Raw genomic sequence first — 17,485 nt, forward strand, 5'->3', positions numbered from 1 at the left:
TGCGATTACCACCCAGCCCCTTTTGTGTTGGTTTTTATACGACAAAGGTACCCGTCAACGGTTAGGTACAGGGTGGATCCATCATTTCCCCAGTTGCAATTCGAGGTAAGTTCGGGTATTTCTATTCTTCCTAGTAATTTACCCTGAGGTGAAATGATCAGCAAACCACCCGGGCCGGAAGACCATAAATTTCCGTCCATATCGAGCTTGAATCCATCGGGAAGTCCGCGAACGCCGGCTTTGGTCATGGTCGTAGCGTCATACAAAAGTTTCCCTTCGCCCACATTCCCCTTCGTCAATACCGGATATGACATCCATATGGCACTTTCAGGGTCGGATTGAGCCACATAAAGTATTTTTCCATCGGGTGAAAATGCAAGCCCGTTTGGACGTTTCAGGTTTTTGATAATCTGTGTTACGGTTCCATCCGAGGCCAGGCGATATACGCCAAACTCCTTGATTTCTCTGGAGGGGTCGTTCTGTTTTTTTCTAAGGCCATACGGCGGATCGGTGAAGTAGTAGTTCTTGTTTCCGGCATGCTGCACGATATCATTGGGACTATTAAATCGTTTGCCGTTGAAATTATCTGCCAGGGTTACCTTGCCCCCCACAGTGAGCGGCATTGCCGAAATACGTCGGTCCCCATGCTCGCAGGAAATCAGCCTTCCCTGGTCATCAATAATAAGTCCGTTGCTGCCAGGCTCGTCGCTGTATTCTCCCAAGCCTGTATAACCTGAGGGCTTCAGGAACTCGGATAAACCATTTTTTTCATCCCATTTATAAACGATATTTTTGGGGACATCGGAGAAAAGAAGATACCCGCCATCTTTCACCCACACAGGCCCTTCGGACCATTCGAATCCGGAAGCCAATACTTCGAGTTTTGAATCTTTTGGAAGGAGTTTTTCCAGGATTGGATCATTATAGACGATCTTTCCGAAGGTAGGGTAAGATTTTTGGGCCATAAGCTTGTTTGCTGATATCGCACAAATACAGAGAAAGACGGATAAAACGGTCGGTTTCATGGTGGGCGATTTTATGGAAAGTTTGAATGCATGGGACTTAGACAAAGTGTGTAGTGTGTATTAACTACTGTTTATCAGGTGCTCATACATCGGGCAAGAATTATTTTACCTTTCCAAGTTTCTTCTTTTTCTAAAAGCAACCATTGCAACACTAAGACTTTAACTGGCGTCAACTGGTCTATGAGCGTTAAGTTGCCCATAAAAAAAATGATAATGGGTTTTCAGGTTTTCTTGGATCCTCATCGTTTTGCCATATAGATGAAACGGACTCCTTTTTTGTGGTCACTCTGGAACCAGTGTATAGTCATTCACCGTGTTTCCTGTCTTCCTGCTTTCATTGGTTCTTTTCAACTGCAACTCATTACCTGGTGAAATTTTTACGACATAAAATTCAATGTTACCGCTGCTTTCACTTGGAGGCGGGGTTAAGGCTGTCAGGATAAGGCGCTGATTGTCGGGCGACAAGGCCCAAGATCCGGTAAGCTTCCTTCCATCCAGGTCAACGAAAGTTACTTGATCTATTTCTGAGAGGTTTAGCCTGAATTTTTCGTAGCCGGGTCTGGTGTTACCCTGTGCTCCCGCCTGAAAAACTTTAATCCCGTTTTCGCTCACACTCTGGGCTTTCCAAATGATACCTATATTGATAGGCTCGGCCGTCTTTGGCTGGCATCCTGCCAGTGTACAAATGAGTAGAAATGTTAGAATTTGATGTCGTGTCATAATATTGGTGATGGTCTAGTACAATACTATTTTTTGTTTGATTATGCGATTACTCTCTTCGATCACAACGATGTAGATACCCGTTTTAAGCCGGTTTAGATCAAAATCAGATGATTGTGGGATCTTCGATTTGATTCTCAGCATTCCGTTGATGTCAAATAGTTTTAGGGTAGAGGGAGATGTAGTGCCTCGCTTGATGTACAACACGTTTTGATGTGTATAAATCAGTGCCGACGGAGTTACAGGTTCGGTACTGGTAATAATAGCCGACGCCGAAATTTTAGCCACCTCGCTATAAGCGGAACTCCCTGCCGAATTCACTGCTTTGATCCGATAATAATAATCGTTTACATCCAGAATCTCATGGTCGGGAAACCGGGTTATTATTGCGGATTGACTGCCGATTTGTAAAAATCCTTCGTTGGGTTTTGAAGAGCGTTCAATTACCACGCTTGTTGCATTGCTAGACAAAGGATTCCAGCTAAGTTGTATAAGATCAAAATCCACAGGAACCGCTGTAAGGTTCTGAGGTTTATCAGGAACAGGCGCCTGTGGTGTGATGGCACTGGCAATGTTGCTGTAAGCCGAAGAACCAATCGGATTAATGGCCCTGATTCTGTAATAATATTTAGTAAGTGAAGCGGCAGTTTTGTCCTGATAAGAAACTGCATTGGCAGTTAAATCCGCGATTTTTGTAAAGTTGACTCCATCGGTGGACCGTTCTAGCTGAAAGCCTGCTTCATTGCGTGATTTGTCTGCCCATGCCAGATCAATCTGACCATAACTAATCACCGTTGCTGCAAGGTTTTCCGGAGCCAAAGGAATTACATCAATGGTTGTGGCATTGGCAACATTAGAAAAAACCGACGGATTCGCCGTGTTGACAGCCCGAACCCGATACCAGTATTTGGTAGCAGGAGACAGTCCCATGTTTTGGTAAGATGTAATATTTGCTGCCAGGTCGGCAATCTTATCAAAGTTGGTGCCATCGATAGATCTTTCGAGCTGAAATCCAGTTTCGTTGGTTGACAGGTCCTGCCACGCAAGGTTGATCTGACTGCTGGAAATGATGTTTGCGGTAAGTGCTTCCGGAGCTTTGGGTGGCACGTCAAACGTGGTGGTTTCAGCCACATTGGAATAACCCGAGTTGCCAATCGCATTTTTGGCCCGGATCCTGTACCAGTATTTGGTGAGTGTAGTTAATCCCGTATTTTCATAAGAAGTTGTGTTTGAAGGCAAATCAGTGATTTTCGCAAAAGTGGTACCATCACTGGAACGTTCGAGTTCAAAACCCGTTTCATTTCCTGAATTGTCGTTCCAGCTTACACGAATTTGTGTGTTTGAAACAGGGGTAGCAGTGAGATTCTGCGGTGTATTTGGAGCCACATCCCGTGTTGTGGCATCAGCCACATTTGTGTATGTCGAGCCCCCTTGAGTGTTTTTTGAACGAACCCGATACCAGTATTTCGTAGCAGGAGCAAGGTCATTGCTATTAAAACTCGTTGCATTGGCTCCGGTTTCCCCCACTTTTGCGAAGTTGGTTCCATCAGTGGATCGTTCAATTTCGAAGCCGGATTCATTTCCGGAATTATCCTTCCACGCCAAATCAATCTGGCTCGCCGAAATAGTGTTGGCCGTTAACAACGTAGGTGCGATGGGCGGGACATCAAATGTGGTGGTTTCAGCAACATTGGAATAACCTGAGTTTCCAACAGCGTTTTTGGCACGGATCCGGTACCAGTATCTGGTGAGGGTGGTTAATCCTGTGTTCTCATACGAAGTTGCGTTAGCTGGCAGATCCGTCAGCTTTGCAAAGTTGCTGCCGTCGGAGGAGCGTTCCAGTTCAAAACCTGTTTCATTTCCGGAATTGTCATTCCAACTTAGATTGATCTGCGTATTGGAAACTGGCGTTGCGTTCAGGTTTTGGGGTGTATTCGGTGTATTATCAAGGGTGGTTGCTTCCGCTACATTGGAATAGCCAGAATATCCCCCCGGGTTTTTTGCCCGGATGCGATACCAGTATTTTGTGAGCGGGATAAGACCTCCGTTTTCATGGCTGGTAGAATTTGCTCCCACATCAGCCACTTTTGAAAAATTGGTTCCGTCGGTGGAGCGTTCCAGTTCAAAACCAGATTCGTTATCTGAAACATCTCTCCAAGTCAGATTGATCTGGCTGGAACTTGAGGTGCTGGCACTCAAATTTGCTGGCGTTGTAGGCGGGCTTTGTGCTGTAACATCGTTTGCTACATTGGTGTAACCAGAAACTCCAACACTATTTATTGCCCTGACACGGTAATAGTAGCGTGTTCCCGGTGTGAGTGGGCCATCAATATACTGCGTTGTATTTGCTGCTGTGGTTGCAATTTTTGTAAAAGTGCTATTGTCCGTACTTTGTTCAATTTCAAAACCGGTTTCATTGTTGGAGCGATCAAGCCAGTTGAGCTGTATCTGAAAAACGAGATTTGATTTGGCTATGAGGGCAGATGGTGCTGAGGGTGCACCTTGCTTGGTATTGCCACAAACCGTATTGGAGTAGCCCGAATCACCTCCACGTGCCCGTGCCTTAACCCGGTAGCAATATCTGGTACCGGCACTAAGGCCTGCATCTGTATATGTGGGGAAAGATGAATCCAGGAAAGCCGTTTCATGAATCTGTGAGAAGTTAAGACCGTCGGCAGAGCGCTCAATGACGTAAGCAGCTCCACCATCCTTTCCCTGATTTGCGTTCCATCTTATGGAAATCTGCGTAGCTGTACTGTCAGTCAGAACGAGATTCAACGGATTGTTAGGTGGCGCTACAGGTGTGGTAACTGTAACCTCATTGGAATAGCGCGTAACCGCAGCAATCATCCCGGCTTGCCAAAAAGTATATTTCAACCGATAGACGATTCTAATACCACTGCCAGCGGCTTTGTCTTGATACGATTGCGTACCGGACGCCGACTCGGTTACGATAGCCAAAGCACTGAAACTGCTATGTATATCCACCCACTTATACTCCACTTGCACCGTATTTCCTTCATGAACAAACTTCGGCCACGACAGGTTAACCTGTTGGTATGATACAACGGTGGCGGAAAGGGTCTGAGCCCGGCTATTATGCAATGAAAACAGTATTAGTAAAAATGCGACAGCAAAGTCCTGCTGCAGACGTGGGTGTATAAATGTTTTCATGTTCATTCTACTTCAATCATTTAAGTAATTTATTTCCACTGAACCCCAACCATATCAGTGGGTTCACTTTCTCTTTTACCTGCATCCATTACCACAACGCTGTAATAATAACCAATTCCGGGTGAGGCATATTTGTCAATAAACTCGGTTTGCTGACCGGTTACAGAACCTATCATTTTGGCCGCAATGGTTTTCTCGGTGTACCGGTATATCACGATCTTCTCCGGTGCTGTTAACGGAGCATCCCAGGCAATTCTAACTCCCTTATTAGACTGCATCACACTTAAGCCCCGAACTGGCAACACAGGCGGAATATCTTTAAAATAGGTGGTTTCGGCGCTGTAGCCGCTCTCTTTTCCATTTATACCCAGGCTTTTGATGCGGTAGGTGTATCGTTCGCCATCTTTAACTGTGAAGTCTTCATGACCATTGCGCGATTTGTCGTCGATGGATTGAACGTAAATCTCTTTGAAAACCTTTTCGCTGCCAGCTTTTCGCTCAATAGTGTATCCGATAATATTGGGATCAATATTTTTCATGTTTTCCCAAACAAGAAAGGCGTGACCTCTATGATAGATCATTTCGGGATTGAGCGGCGTAGCGACGCGGTCAGGATAGCGGGCTTCTGAGTAAACAGGGGTGCTGATGGGGCCAATGTTATAACTGGTGTTAACCGCCGCAACCGCCCAACGATATCCAGTTCCCATGGCTAATTTGGACAGTGGAACCTTGTAGCTCAAATCCGATGATGCCAGTATCACCCCCGAATATTGCGTGAGGGAATCCGACTCACTTGCCGCGTAATACAGGTAATAGCCATGTGAATCGTAGTCGGCTCGTTGCCATGTGAAATAAAGCGTGTCCCTCATCTCATTTACAGTCAGATTCGCTGGGGCTATCAAAGCCGGACGACTGGCCTTCAACATGCCCGAAACCCGCACTGATTCCGATGATCTATCATAAACACCGTTGAGTTTGATCTGATAATAGTAGCCTTGCACCGGCTCTACCGTTTGGTCATGATAAATCGTATCCGATGCAGAGGCTGTACCGATTAATTTATAACCCGAATCATAGTTGTCGCTTCGCCAGATTTCTATGGCCCGGAGGTTTTTAGTAGAAGTCAATTTCCAGGCAACACCTATTGTGTTGTAACTTTCTTCCGAACTTGTACGAATGTCGGAAATAACAGGAAGCTCTTCCTGCGAACGAAGGTTGGAAAGTGTTAGGGTGTCAGAAGGAGCTGTTTCATTACCCATGAAATCCTTTAAAAATACCACATAACTATAAAGCATTTTTCTCCGGGCGTTACGATCGGTTATTTCCAAAAACAAGGAATCCTTACCGCCCTTCATGAAAGCCCATTCCGCAGGACAGTCAGAAAAGTCGGTTTGCTCATACGTCGCACGCATCGCTCTCACCCCGGCAATATCCATTCTCGGTTTTTTGACATGGTATCTGATCTTTACCGTTTTGCCGTCAGCTGTATAGCTCACTGACTTCAGGGTGGTGGCTATTTTAGAACCCGGCACGCTTACCGTGGTAGGGTTGTGATATACAGGAGTCTCATCGTTTTTTAGCTGGCGTATGCGGTAGTCGTATCGTTTTCCCTGCTCCACATCGGTGTCCAGGAACCCTACTCCCAATGCTTCAAGATATTGTGGGTTATAGCGATACGTTCCAAGTGAATCTACCGATGACAAGTTACGATAACGTTCATAAAATAATGTTGTCAACGAATCATTGTGGATCTCGTACAATGGATTTTTGCGTGTTAAAATAGTCAATCGGCTTATCAGATCGGTGGCGCTTTGTGGCGGTTTGTCTGTGGTACAAACCGGCTTCCAGTCTGGCTTTCCTCCATTACCCACAAGGAGCCGTTCCATTACATACTGTGGGCCATGTAGCAACTTTTCAAACTGGACAAAGACGCCAACAGGACCAGCGGTTGCTTGGGCCTCTTGGGCTTTGGCAGGTGTTAAAAACAGCACCAACAACAATGTGATGGGCATCATCAATAGTTTCATTTCCTGGTTGTTTTAGGGTGTTTCTGAAATACAGGCTTCGTTTTTGGCGTCCCATGCACAATCTATTTTAACGTCGACGGCTGGCGCGCTTCCCTTTGTTACTGCTGCTTTTCCAGTTACTATCAAATGCATATCTGTTTGAAAGGGTCCTAGTTGAGCCCCGGTAAGAGTCTCTTTCAGACCAGCCTTGAAGCCTGCTCCTACATTGGCTGACAAGGTTAGGCTGGCAGTTAAAGGACTCGGGCCTAACTGAAGCTCCGTATCCAGGCCACCATTAACATAAACCTCGCCACCTGCTTCGATAGACATGAGTGTTCCATAAGCGTACGCCCTGGCTCCCACGCCCATACCGGCACCAAATGACAGTTTGCTATTATTGTAATTTCCGTATACATAGCCATCGGCATAAACATCAACGCCTACCTTATATTGAGCACCAGGTACACCATAGGTGTGATCGAAGTTTCCTATGCCCGGAAGTGGTAATTCCCCTGTGGCATATATCCCTTTAAAGTTCGAACTGAATGTACATGGCAGGCTTTTCCGGTGACTGTTGGCAAATAAAACGCTCGTTGCATCACTGAGATCCCGGCTATTATAATATCCCAGCATCAAGCCGGCTCTCATGGTGGTGGGTATCGGTAGCGGAACATCAGTAAGGGAACCTGAGGCTACAATATAAAATCCATTCCCATCAACCCGAACCTGTCCTATTCCGCCTGTGAACTGCATGGTAGGGGGGATCGGTATGGGTGGCATGATCAGTGTACCTGTAAAGCGGCTATTTTTACGATCGTACATCAGGCTTAGCTCCCCCAAACCACCCGGTGCTGGAATCTCATCCAGTCCGATATTTTGCTTGTCGGCTATTATTTCACCGTGGGCTGTAAAGGTGAGGCGGTTTTTTTCGTCCTTTTTCCACATTTCAAACCCACTTGGTAATCCTGAAAAAGTCATCAATTTCCACTGCTTGCCCTCTACGCTCTGGTGGCAATAGAGGTCAGACAATCCTGAATTGCCTTCCAGTACCAAGCTTAATTTGTTATTGGTGTAATCGGTTTTATTGCTTATGGCATCGTTGGTGGCGTACACTGGATTATTTTTCAGCTTCAACAGATCCTTTTCGACTGTTAAATTCAGACTCCGGTTGTGGGTTATGTGTGTCATGTTGGCCGTATGCACCAGTAACACATTATCAATTTCCAGCTTTTCGGGTTCTTTAACCCGCCCTCTCATAGCGATGATGCCATCTGCAAAAAACAGCTTACTCGTACCTCCATCCGCTGTTTTGGTATCCAAAGCTTCAAAGTTCAGATAGCCACTGGTCTCAAAATTAAAAGCGCCGGGAACGATGGTTTGAAGTACCGGTTTCCCTGTCTCTTTCGATTTGTAGTACCGGAGTCGCATCGAGACGTCCTTTGGTGCATTTGGAATTCCGGTTGTCAATCCGGAATCAAATTCAAACCAATCCGGCCCCGTAGCAATGGTGGTAGGGCGCACATCGATGATATTGAAATATCGGAACGACTTGTTACCGGCACCGAAAGTAACCACATCCTGTCCGTTATCCAGCAGGGAAACGGTTTGAAATGTCATGTCGTTGGTAAGTCCCGGCAAAGAATTGGCAAGAAGCTTTGCAGCGGGAGAATCGCCCTCAGGAACAACCACCATGGCCCAGTGTCCTTTCATATCAGAACCCGTTTGCTGATCATAACCAAAATAGGCCTTTCCTCCCAACTCCATCTTTGCTACCCCGGCGAGTTCCAGATCCTTAGGCTCGGCTTCCAGTTTAAAAAAGTCATTACGCAGGTTAAACTCTTTAATAGGGATATCCACTTTCCCAGTTTTAACAACACCCGTCGTTGCATAAAATCCACCCTTTTTATAGTCTAGTACCCAGTTACGTACTTCTACACTCCAACTGCCCGCCAAAGGGAATGTAAGCGGTGTCTCACCCGATTTTTTATCAATGGTATTATTTTTAATCACAAGCTTGCCAATACTAATTTCAAGATTGGATGGATTGGCGTTTTTAACAGTACAATTCAAAACCGGGTTAAGATGAATCTCATCGCCCACAAGCCTCGACCCTTCCAGCTTACTGATTGCATCAAAGGCCAGTAACTTTATAGCCAGCGGTTTTCCATTGCCCTGAGAAATACCGAAATCAGTCCATTTGATATTGTTTTTTTCGGAATCGAAGGCTACCACCGATGGCTTGTCACCAGGTTCTTTGGCCGGATCGTACAGGAATAGCTCATTGGCTGGTGCATAACTGAACAGGTTTTCAGAGAAATTGAACGAATTGTCGATCACTTTTGCCTGCGCTATAATTTTCCCTTTTGAGGTGCCCGGAGTGCGTATAATTTTGAATTTCCCTGCATTTGCCACGTTGTCCAAAGAGGTAAGTCTGATATTGAACTTCACATCCTTCAAAGCAATGTTGGGTGTGGTGTGGTAAACCAGCTGATCCAGCGTACCATCCTGTAATTCTACCGTTTCACTTGCCGGCATGCCTTCTGTCGGCTTATCAGGATTGGCCTTAAAAACAACATTTTCAAATTTTGCAGTGAGCCTGTCGTTTAGCGTACCAAAAGGCCCCAAAGACGGATCCGACAAATCAACCACACCGGATACCTTCATTGTTTTCGGATCCATTTTTTCAATCGTTACCGGGAAACCCCATATTGATGCAATGTTGAATTTATCAAAAGTAGTAAGCGTAAGTTTGAGCGACTGACCCTTTGCCTGTGGAATCGACTGGCTCACACTTGTTCCCACATAGGTTATGCCCGTTTGGCCAGTCTTGTCAGGGTTAAAGCTTGCTTCAATGGTACAGTTAGTCAAGGTTTTGTCGATATCCAGAGAAAATGATCCGTCACTTTTGGATGTGGTACTGTACTTTACCGGAGCATTTTTACCAGCCGAAACGAATACCAAAGCTCCTTGTACCGGTGTCTCGGTACCCTGCGCCGTCTTTGCAACAACAACTCCATTTACTGTGGCAGCCCGTTCAAGCAGGACCATTTTGGGAGCAGGCGCTATTTTACTCTCTTCATTCACCACCGATACAGTCTGTGTTACATAGCCGGTAGCCGATATTTCGACAAAAAGATTATTGGTCGAAACATTTTTAAATCTCGTACTTACTACGCCCTTCGCATCGCTCGGGCCAAAAACAAATCCGGGATCCTTTTTCCCGAAAACGTTAACCAAAGCACCCGTAACGGCTCCACTCGATCCACCCTTTTCAAAGATATTGAAAGTGATGCGGTGGTCGCGCTGGTATATATTTATATCTCCAGCATTGATTGTAAGCTGACTTCCTGCGGTAGATTTTGGCTTGGGCAACTCTGTTTTAATATTTCTGATTTCTTCGAAATAGCTGATATTAACAGGAATGATCTTGAGCGTTTGTGCAGTGGAAGGCGCATCAATGTCGAATTTCCACATTCCGTTGTTAAACTCTGTTTTAAAAATATAACCGTCATCGGCTTGCACATAGGCTTCAATGCTTTGACCCGAACCCACCTCTGGTCCGCCGCCATCCCCAGCAATATTTTTTATTCCTTTAGGATTGATTCCGGTTTCGGGTGCATTGTTATTAATTAATTCGGTAACCGGTTTGATTGAGGTAGCTACCTGTTTCTTAGCTGCCAGGTTTTTACCAGTGACAATTTTATTACCTACTGTTTCTACTCCTGCATTTTTTACGGATTGTGCCTTCGTAGCCGTTGTTGTTTTTGCCGGTTCCGGCACCTGGCTGATCACCTTCACAGGATTGCCTGTTAACAAGGCACCCGCACTTTTACTTATTTCCGATTTGGTATCATAGTCTATTGCCCGGCCCACAATATGGGTGTTGGGGCGCATCAGTACCGCTGAGTAGTTACTGTTTTGGCCAAGCATCACGCCGCCTATACATATACAATCCTGACAGCCGGCGCAACTTGCCGGAGGTTCATTGCCGCCAGGAATACGTATAACAGGAGCACGGTTTATATCTTCGGTATAAAAATTATAACCGTTTGCAATGATTTTCACCTTGGCATTTTTGCCAGGTTTGAGTACAAAAGGTGTAATCCACCCATTGTCATCAGTCATCCGGTTAATACTTCCCCATGACCCATCGTTGGGTTCGTAGGTGAGCGACACCAGCGCTTTTGCAATTCCTCTGGTTGAATTTGTTTGGTCCACCACGCGGATCCGAATGGTCGGTGCGCCGGGTTTCATATATCGCTGCACCACATCCGACGATTCATATTTATATTCATCATTGAAAACAGCCGTTGCAGACGGGGACGGAACTGCCTTTGATGGATGCAGCAGTATGCCACTGTTTATCGCAATAAAATCATTTGCTTCACCAGTCCAGTACTCTGTGATTTGATCACAGTTTTTGTATTGGAATGAAACCGCATATCTTTTGTTGTCAGCGTATTCTTTGGGTATCTGATTCGTTGTGGTTGTGATCAGCCCAAAATCACTTCCGCCTTCCTGTACCTGACCATTCGGATTCGTATATGCCCGGGTAACGACTTTCCAGTAATAAGTACAATTACTGCCGTCCACGATCCTTGTTTTTTTCTTTGGGTCATTTTTGATCTTATCTGATGGATTTGTAACCCATCTTCCTATATTACTATATCTTTCCGTTTCAGTGATCCTCCGTGGTTCCAGCGTGTCGCTGCTGTTGAGTCCGTCTATCGTGGAAAACGCAGAGAGGAAGTATGCTTCATTTTCGGTGGCGGCCATTGCCATACGCGGAAAACTCACCAGTCCCTGCCCATCGGTATTGCCACTGGCTATTATCGTATACGATTTCCCCTTTATGTTAACAGGCTTTTGTACTCCAGAACCTACATCTGCCGGTGCATTCCGGTTGGGTCCGGGAGGCGGTATCTTTGAAGCAGCTTTTAATACCACTACATTCACCCCCGCCAGTGTATTTTTCATGCCTGCTTTTTGCTCAAATTCCCCCAACTGCCCCGTAACGTCCGACCTGATGTTGGCTACTAATTTGTAGCTTTTCACATTGGCTATCAGGGTCTGGTAATCAAAAGACCCTTGCGGTTTCATGATCTCATCAGGTTGTATTCCAAAATCTGCCGTTGGGCTCGTGTAGTGTTCGTTGTCCACTATAACTCTTAGCGTCCGTCGGTATACTTTTCCACCCCGCACAAACTCAGTTGATCCGGTCTTAGCCGTAACCGGCAATATTCCCATCGGCATGGGCGCTATCATTTTTACCGAGAATACAAAGGAACCGTCGGCACTGGTTACTCTGGTATCCAGTGTTTGGCTGTAATTTTGATGAAATGCTGCAATTGTCTCATCACCGTTTCCGGGAATACTGGTTGTGACTATATTGGAATCAGTCTCCTGATATACTACCTGCAAATGAACCTGCGTATTGCCCAAAGGCAGCACCGCTGCACCATCCTGTCCGGGATCGGCAAACTTGTAAGCCAGCTTTCCCTTGAAGGTCATCGTTGGCGGTTCGGTGGTTTCAATGTTGAAAATCACCTTTTCGATCCTGGCCGGAGCGGATGCCAATGGTTCTTTTTTGTTCAGGAACAGAATAGCCTGCCCGTCGTCCGGTTTTTGTCCACATCCAGGGCAGTAAACCCGGTAGTTGTCGTAGGACTTGTCTGCATAAACCAATCTTTCAAATGTGGTAGAAAACACGTCGCCGTTGGCTTTCAACTGTGAGATACCAATGAATTCGTATCCGGCAGCCTTAAGCTCTGCTTTTATTTTTTCAGTAAAATCCGTCGGATCCTCCGATTTTTCCTTGTCAATGCCAGCCGGTGATACCGTTTTAGAGATATTAGTAATGCTCCGATCCAATCGTATCTTTTGCGTCAAGGCGGGACTACCGGTTTTTAAGGTGTTTGTGTTAGGGACCTTTGCTTCCTTTTCTTGTTCAATAGACAGTAAGGGGATTGTATTATATACAACCTCTTTCTTCACCTGCCCTTCTACAGGCAACCTGAATTTTTTATAATATTCCTGCAATCCTGTTGTTTTGCGATAGATCACCACATACTGACCACTTAGTTTCGCATCCGGAGCGCCGGGCCAGTTTTTATAGGTTTGTTTGGCAGCCAACTCCAGCGTGTAGCCGGACGCCAGCCAGGTAACACCTTCAACCTTGTACTCCTTTTGCTCATTGCGCGAAATTTGGAATGTATTTTCGGTGCTGGTTTGATAGGCACCGGAACTGGTAATTGGCTGAATGAATGGGTTTACAGCATCCAGAATACAGCGTGTAAATGTGGCCAGAGTGTCCGTGCCATGAAGCGCCGACTTCAGCACTTTAACGGTATACCTTCCCTGAGAATCAGAAACACCGTAACCTACTGTTAAAAGGTAATTGCTTTGTTCTAATTTGGATAAAACAACCTTGGTATTCGGCAAAAGATGTGCCTGTCCATCCTCACCGGGATATTTGAAGGCAAGAGTACCAGTGATCGTCAACGTGTCTTTCTCACTTCGAAGATCTTTGGCAAAAAGTGAGAAAGTAACAGGTTTGGAGGCCATGGGTTCATTGGAGAACTGCGCTTGTTTTCGCTTGACTTCTGTTACCCCCAGAAGCTCCACCTTTACCTCAAATTTCTTATCGTTGGTCATTTCGGCAGGAAGATCTTCCTTTTCAAGTTGAAAATAGAGCGTCCTGACCTGGCGGATAAGTACGGGGGCGTCTGTCGGCTTTGCGTTTAAACTGGTTACTTTGACCTGATAACTTAATGCCGGGACGTGGTCAAGTATATTTTTTTGCCGAAGTGGCACAGTATAAGCTTTCCTTAATTTTTCTTCAAATTCTTTATCCAGATCCCATTTAAAAGTTAATGGATTGTTATTGCCCACCTCTATACTTTTTGTTCTAAGGGTACTGCTCTGGTTGGGTGAAGTCATCGTGATGTATTCGAGCACGGGTATCACGTTGTTCTGTCCATAGGTAAATATGCCAACCGGACTTTTCCCGTCGTTCATTAAATTGAGCTTTACAGTCCTGGAATGCGCCTGAACACGCCAAGCGTATTTTTTTCCAACCTGCAATGCCGGATGCGATGGGCCGTATAAAAAACTGCTGGTTCTCAGATTTTTTACTTCCAAACCGCTTCTTGGCAATACCACAGCATCAATAAAAACATTGGGGTTGACATCAGCAGCGGGCAGCTCCACAATTCGTAAGGTATATTCTACCTGATTGGGCATAATGCCTACCGGCGCCGACCAGGTAAAAATTTGTGTTTGCGGCGTTTTAGTGATTACCTCCTCATTTTCAAAGGGGGAGATCAGAATGGGTGGCTCTATAATACGAACCGGAATAAGCCCGCTGCAACCCATCGGAAACTCAGCTGAAAGCGGACGAATGGTGGCGTTGTCAAAAGCCTGTATACAAAGCTGGTAATTGCCTTCTGGTAAAGGCAGACCGCGATACAGTTCATTTTTGTTCATTCCCTGTACCTCAATCTGATTCAGATCGAACAGCCCTTCCAGTTCCGAACGGGTTACCAATCGGTTCACATCCGTTGCCCTCAATTGAAGTGGCTGCAAAGGACGATAGTTTGGCGAAGTCCGGATAACAACACCATTGTCACCTTCCAGTTTTCCTATTAACCTTACCGATAAATCTTTTCCCGATAAATTGGAAACAAAAACCTGCACACGGTTGCCAGTTCCCGGATAATCCTGAATATAAGGACTATAAGGCGGCAGCACATTGGTGGTGATTCTGATGAGATTTTCCTGCCCGAAAGCACCAAAACTCATGAGCCACAGCATGAGCAGTGTACCAAAGAATAATCTACCTGCCGTGCAGCCGATTTTGTATATTTTAGAATGAAATTCCATACCCAATGTTTCCTCTTAGTTCGTTGAATTTTTCTGTCTGTATACCCGTGTCAGAGTTCACGTAACCGAACGATAGATTTAATGTCTGCTTTTTGGCGATCTGATATCCGGCATTCGCCGACACCGTCATCACCTTGCCTGTTACGCCAAACTGCTTGTTTACGAGATACGAAGCATTGGCCGACGTGCTCATTTTTCTCTTGAAAAATGAATAATTCATTCCAAGCGTTGGTCCGTAAAACTTAACTTTGTCATTTTCCTCCGTAGGAATAGTCGAGGGCAAACCTGACTGGGTATACGACAGCATCAAATTGGCCCCGAAGCCGCTTCTGTTATGTTGTAAAAAGTAGCCCAGGTTCAGGTTCTGATTGTTGTTTTCTGTTTGAGCCGCCGTTCTTTCGTTCAGATCCGAAAGCTGTTGATGCGTTGCTGTTAAAGTGAGTACATGCGACAGGTCCGTATTAAGAATGGAATACCGCGTATTTACGGTCGCCGAAAGGTTATTCTGAGCAATCCGCAACGTGTCGATCAATGGCCTGATTCCAGATTTTTGACTTAAACCATAATTGGAAAGTGAAACATCAAATCCAAAAGTAGGATCGGGATTGATGGACATCATCAGAGAACCGATAGAACGCCCTGTTCCTGCGTTTTTATTGTTAGCCAGATTGTCAAACTGACGGCCATAGCTTCCTGAAATTCTTGCCTTACCTTTTAATAAATTGAGAGAGGTGGCAACTGCATAACTTTCAATATCACTTTGGAAATAATACGCGCCCATCGTTTGGAAATTTGGGTCGATGCGTTTGTATTGCAATTTTACCGAACCCCATTTTGCCTGATAACCCACAGCAGCCTGTGTCGCCTGTGTGAGCTGGGTTGACAGCCGTGGTGTGATGAGTTTGCCAAATATTTTTGTCAATGGATTTTTGCCTTCGGCACTTACTTCCGTTGCCCTCATGTCTCGTGTGTAAGAACTGGCAGCTGCATCCACTTCAACAAGAAAATGTTTGAGCAGCATAAGCCGTGAGGTAATGCCCACAACCAGGTTTTCGGCAGGCGTAACGTTTTGCTCCGGCGTTGCAGGAACTCCTGCTATGGAAGTCGTGTCGTCCTGGGCACGCAGCATCACGAGGTCTATGTAATTGTTGGCTTTGCCATATCCAAGTTTTACGGCATAACCTGTTCTTTTAAACGAAGGGATCAGATTGGGATCTGCAATGGTAGACGAAGCCGCTTTATTGAACCGGCCATAAACGGCTCCAACCCGAAGTTTGCCAGGATTAAGCTCTGCGCCTGCACCCAAGAAGGTATGTCCTGAAAGTGTGAATGGAGAAAAGGAAACGTTCCGATAGCCTGCATGAACAGTTGCCCATTTGTAAGTAGGGCTCACACCAAATTGATTGAACGGCTGCCGGAAACTACTTCCCTGATTTCCTAAAACGGCAGAAAATGGCAGACTTAAACCGCCGGGAAGGTTCACAGTAACTGCACCGCTCAAACCAAACGGGGACGCCTGGTTCCTGGCAGCGGTACCGTGTGACGTATAAAAACCCGCATAAGCATTGATGCCTCCGGATATAGTAACCATCCGATTGCCTGGCTTCTCCTCTTGTGCATGAGCCTGCGCAAGCCACAGGGCCATTAATAAACATTGGTAGATCGTTATTCTCATATCCTTATCTGAATACCGTGGCGGTGTTGCAAAAGAAAACAAACCTCCCGTTGATGATGATGTTGAAATTAGACAGGAACCAGAACATCAAAGTGCTATAATCGACAAAGGAAGTATCTTAATCGGCGAACGGAAAACAAACTTATTTAACGGTGAAAATTTCAATATTTTCTTCTTAATATTTCATACCGGCTTCGGGGAATAGTGAATCAATGAATATTTTTTTATCTTGAATCAGTTTTTAATAAAGATTCGGTTACATGGGTGACATTTTGAATAAAGTACGATTTCTGGCGGTTGATGATAACCTTCTTGACTTGTTAGCCGTTTCTGAATTTGCTAAGGGTTTCGATTTTCTCGAAAATTGCGGCACCTATTCCAACCCAATTGAAGCCTACGAGGCCCAGCAATATATAAAGCCCGACCTCGTGTTTCTGGATATTGAAATGAGCTCGGTGACCGGCATCGAACTGCTTCGAAAAATAAGAGCTGATGTACCCATGGCCGTGTTCGTCACCTCCTATCCCGAGTACGCACTGGACGGTATTGACCTATCCGTTTTAGATTATGTATTGAAACCGCTCACTGCCGAACGCTTTGCCCTAACAGCTCAGCGTATCAAACAGTATTGGGAAATGAGACAGAAATCTATCGCTTATGAAGTACTTTTTGAAAATGATCTGCTCACCATCAAGGAAGGCTACAAACAGATCCGCATTTCTCAAAATGACATTATTTACCTGGAAGCCATGCAGGATTATACCAAAATAGTAACCGAAAATAGAAACTACATGACACTTTCCACGATGTCATTTTTCATGGATCGGCTTCCGGCCGACCGCTTTATGAGGGTGCACCGAAGTTACGCTGTTGCCCTGCATCACATACGGGAACTCAGCCAGTCGGAGGTAGTGTGCAGCAATGCCCGGATACCCGTCGGCAAAACCTATCGGCAACTTGTTTCTCGCTTACAGTTATAAAAAATTAGACCTTCATCATAAACT

General features: G+C 45.5%; 7 protein-coding genes. 1 reads left to right on the forward strand and 6 read right to left on the reverse strand.

Going from position 1 to position 17,485, the window contains the following annotated elements; translation table 11 throughout:
* Positions 1–5: 5 nt before the first annotated feature.
* From DYADSP32_RS00085 to DYADSP32_RS00110, 6 genes are all read right to left on the reverse strand, one after another.
* A complete protein-coding gene (locus DYADSP32_RS00085) occupies positions 6–1,025 on the reverse strand; it encodes an SMP-30/gluconolactonase/LRE family protein (RefSeq protein ID WP_414617383.1) in 1,020 nt (339 codons plus the stop codon).
* Positions 1,026–1,307: 282 nt separating this feature from the next.
* Positions 1,308–1,745: a hypothetical protein gene (locus tag DYADSP32_RS00090; RefSeq protein ID WP_149244607.1), complete on the reverse strand. Its 438-nt coding sequence runs from the start codon at positions 1,743–1,745 to the stop codon at positions 1,308–1,310.
* Between the two features lie 15 nt (positions 1,746–1,760).
* Positions 1,761–4,919 (reverse strand): fibronectin type III domain-containing protein, encoded by a 3,159-nt coding sequence (locus DYADSP32_RS00095; RefSeq protein WP_414617384.1) that lies wholly within the window; start codon positions 4,917–4,919, stop codon positions 1,761–1,763.
* Positions 4,920–4,948: 29 nt separating this feature from the next.
* The gene (locus tag DYADSP32_RS00100; RefSeq protein WP_149244605.1) at positions 4,949–6,946 is read right to left on the reverse strand and encodes a fibronectin type III domain-containing protein; all 1,998 of its coding nucleotides are present in this window, start codon (positions 6,944–6,946) and stop codon (positions 4,949–4,951) included.
* A gap of 12 nt (positions 6,947–6,958) precedes the next feature.
* Positions 6,959–14,806, reverse strand: coding sequence for a hypothetical protein (locus tag DYADSP32_RS00105; protein ID WP_149244604.1), 7,848 nt, complete (start codon positions 14,804–14,806; stop codon positions 6,959–6,961).
* Positions 14,790–16,481, reverse strand: a complete 1,692-nt coding sequence (locus DYADSP32_RS00110; protein WP_149244603.1) for a hypothetical protein — start codon at positions 16,479–16,481, stop codon at positions 14,790–14,792. Before DYADSP32_RS00110 ends, DYADSP32_RS00105 begins: the two co-directional genes overlap by 17 nt.
* A 260-nt stretch (positions 16,482–16,741) precedes the next feature.
* Here DYADSP32_RS00110 and DYADSP32_RS00115 point away from each other — a divergent pair, with 260 nt between their 5' ends.
* Positions 16,742–17,461 carry a LytR/AlgR family response regulator transcription factor gene (locus DYADSP32_RS00115; protein ID WP_149244602.1) on the forward strand — a complete coding sequence of 240 codons (720 nt, stop codon included), beginning with the start codon at positions 16,742–16,744 and terminating at the stop codon, positions 17,459–17,461.
* Positions 17,462–17,485: the final 24 nt, after the last annotated feature.

The organism is Dyadobacter sp. 32, from assembly GCF_902506755.1.
In the GTDB taxonomy this organism is placed as follows: Bacteria; Bacteroidota; Bacteroidia; order Cytophagales; family Spirosomataceae; genus Dyadobacter.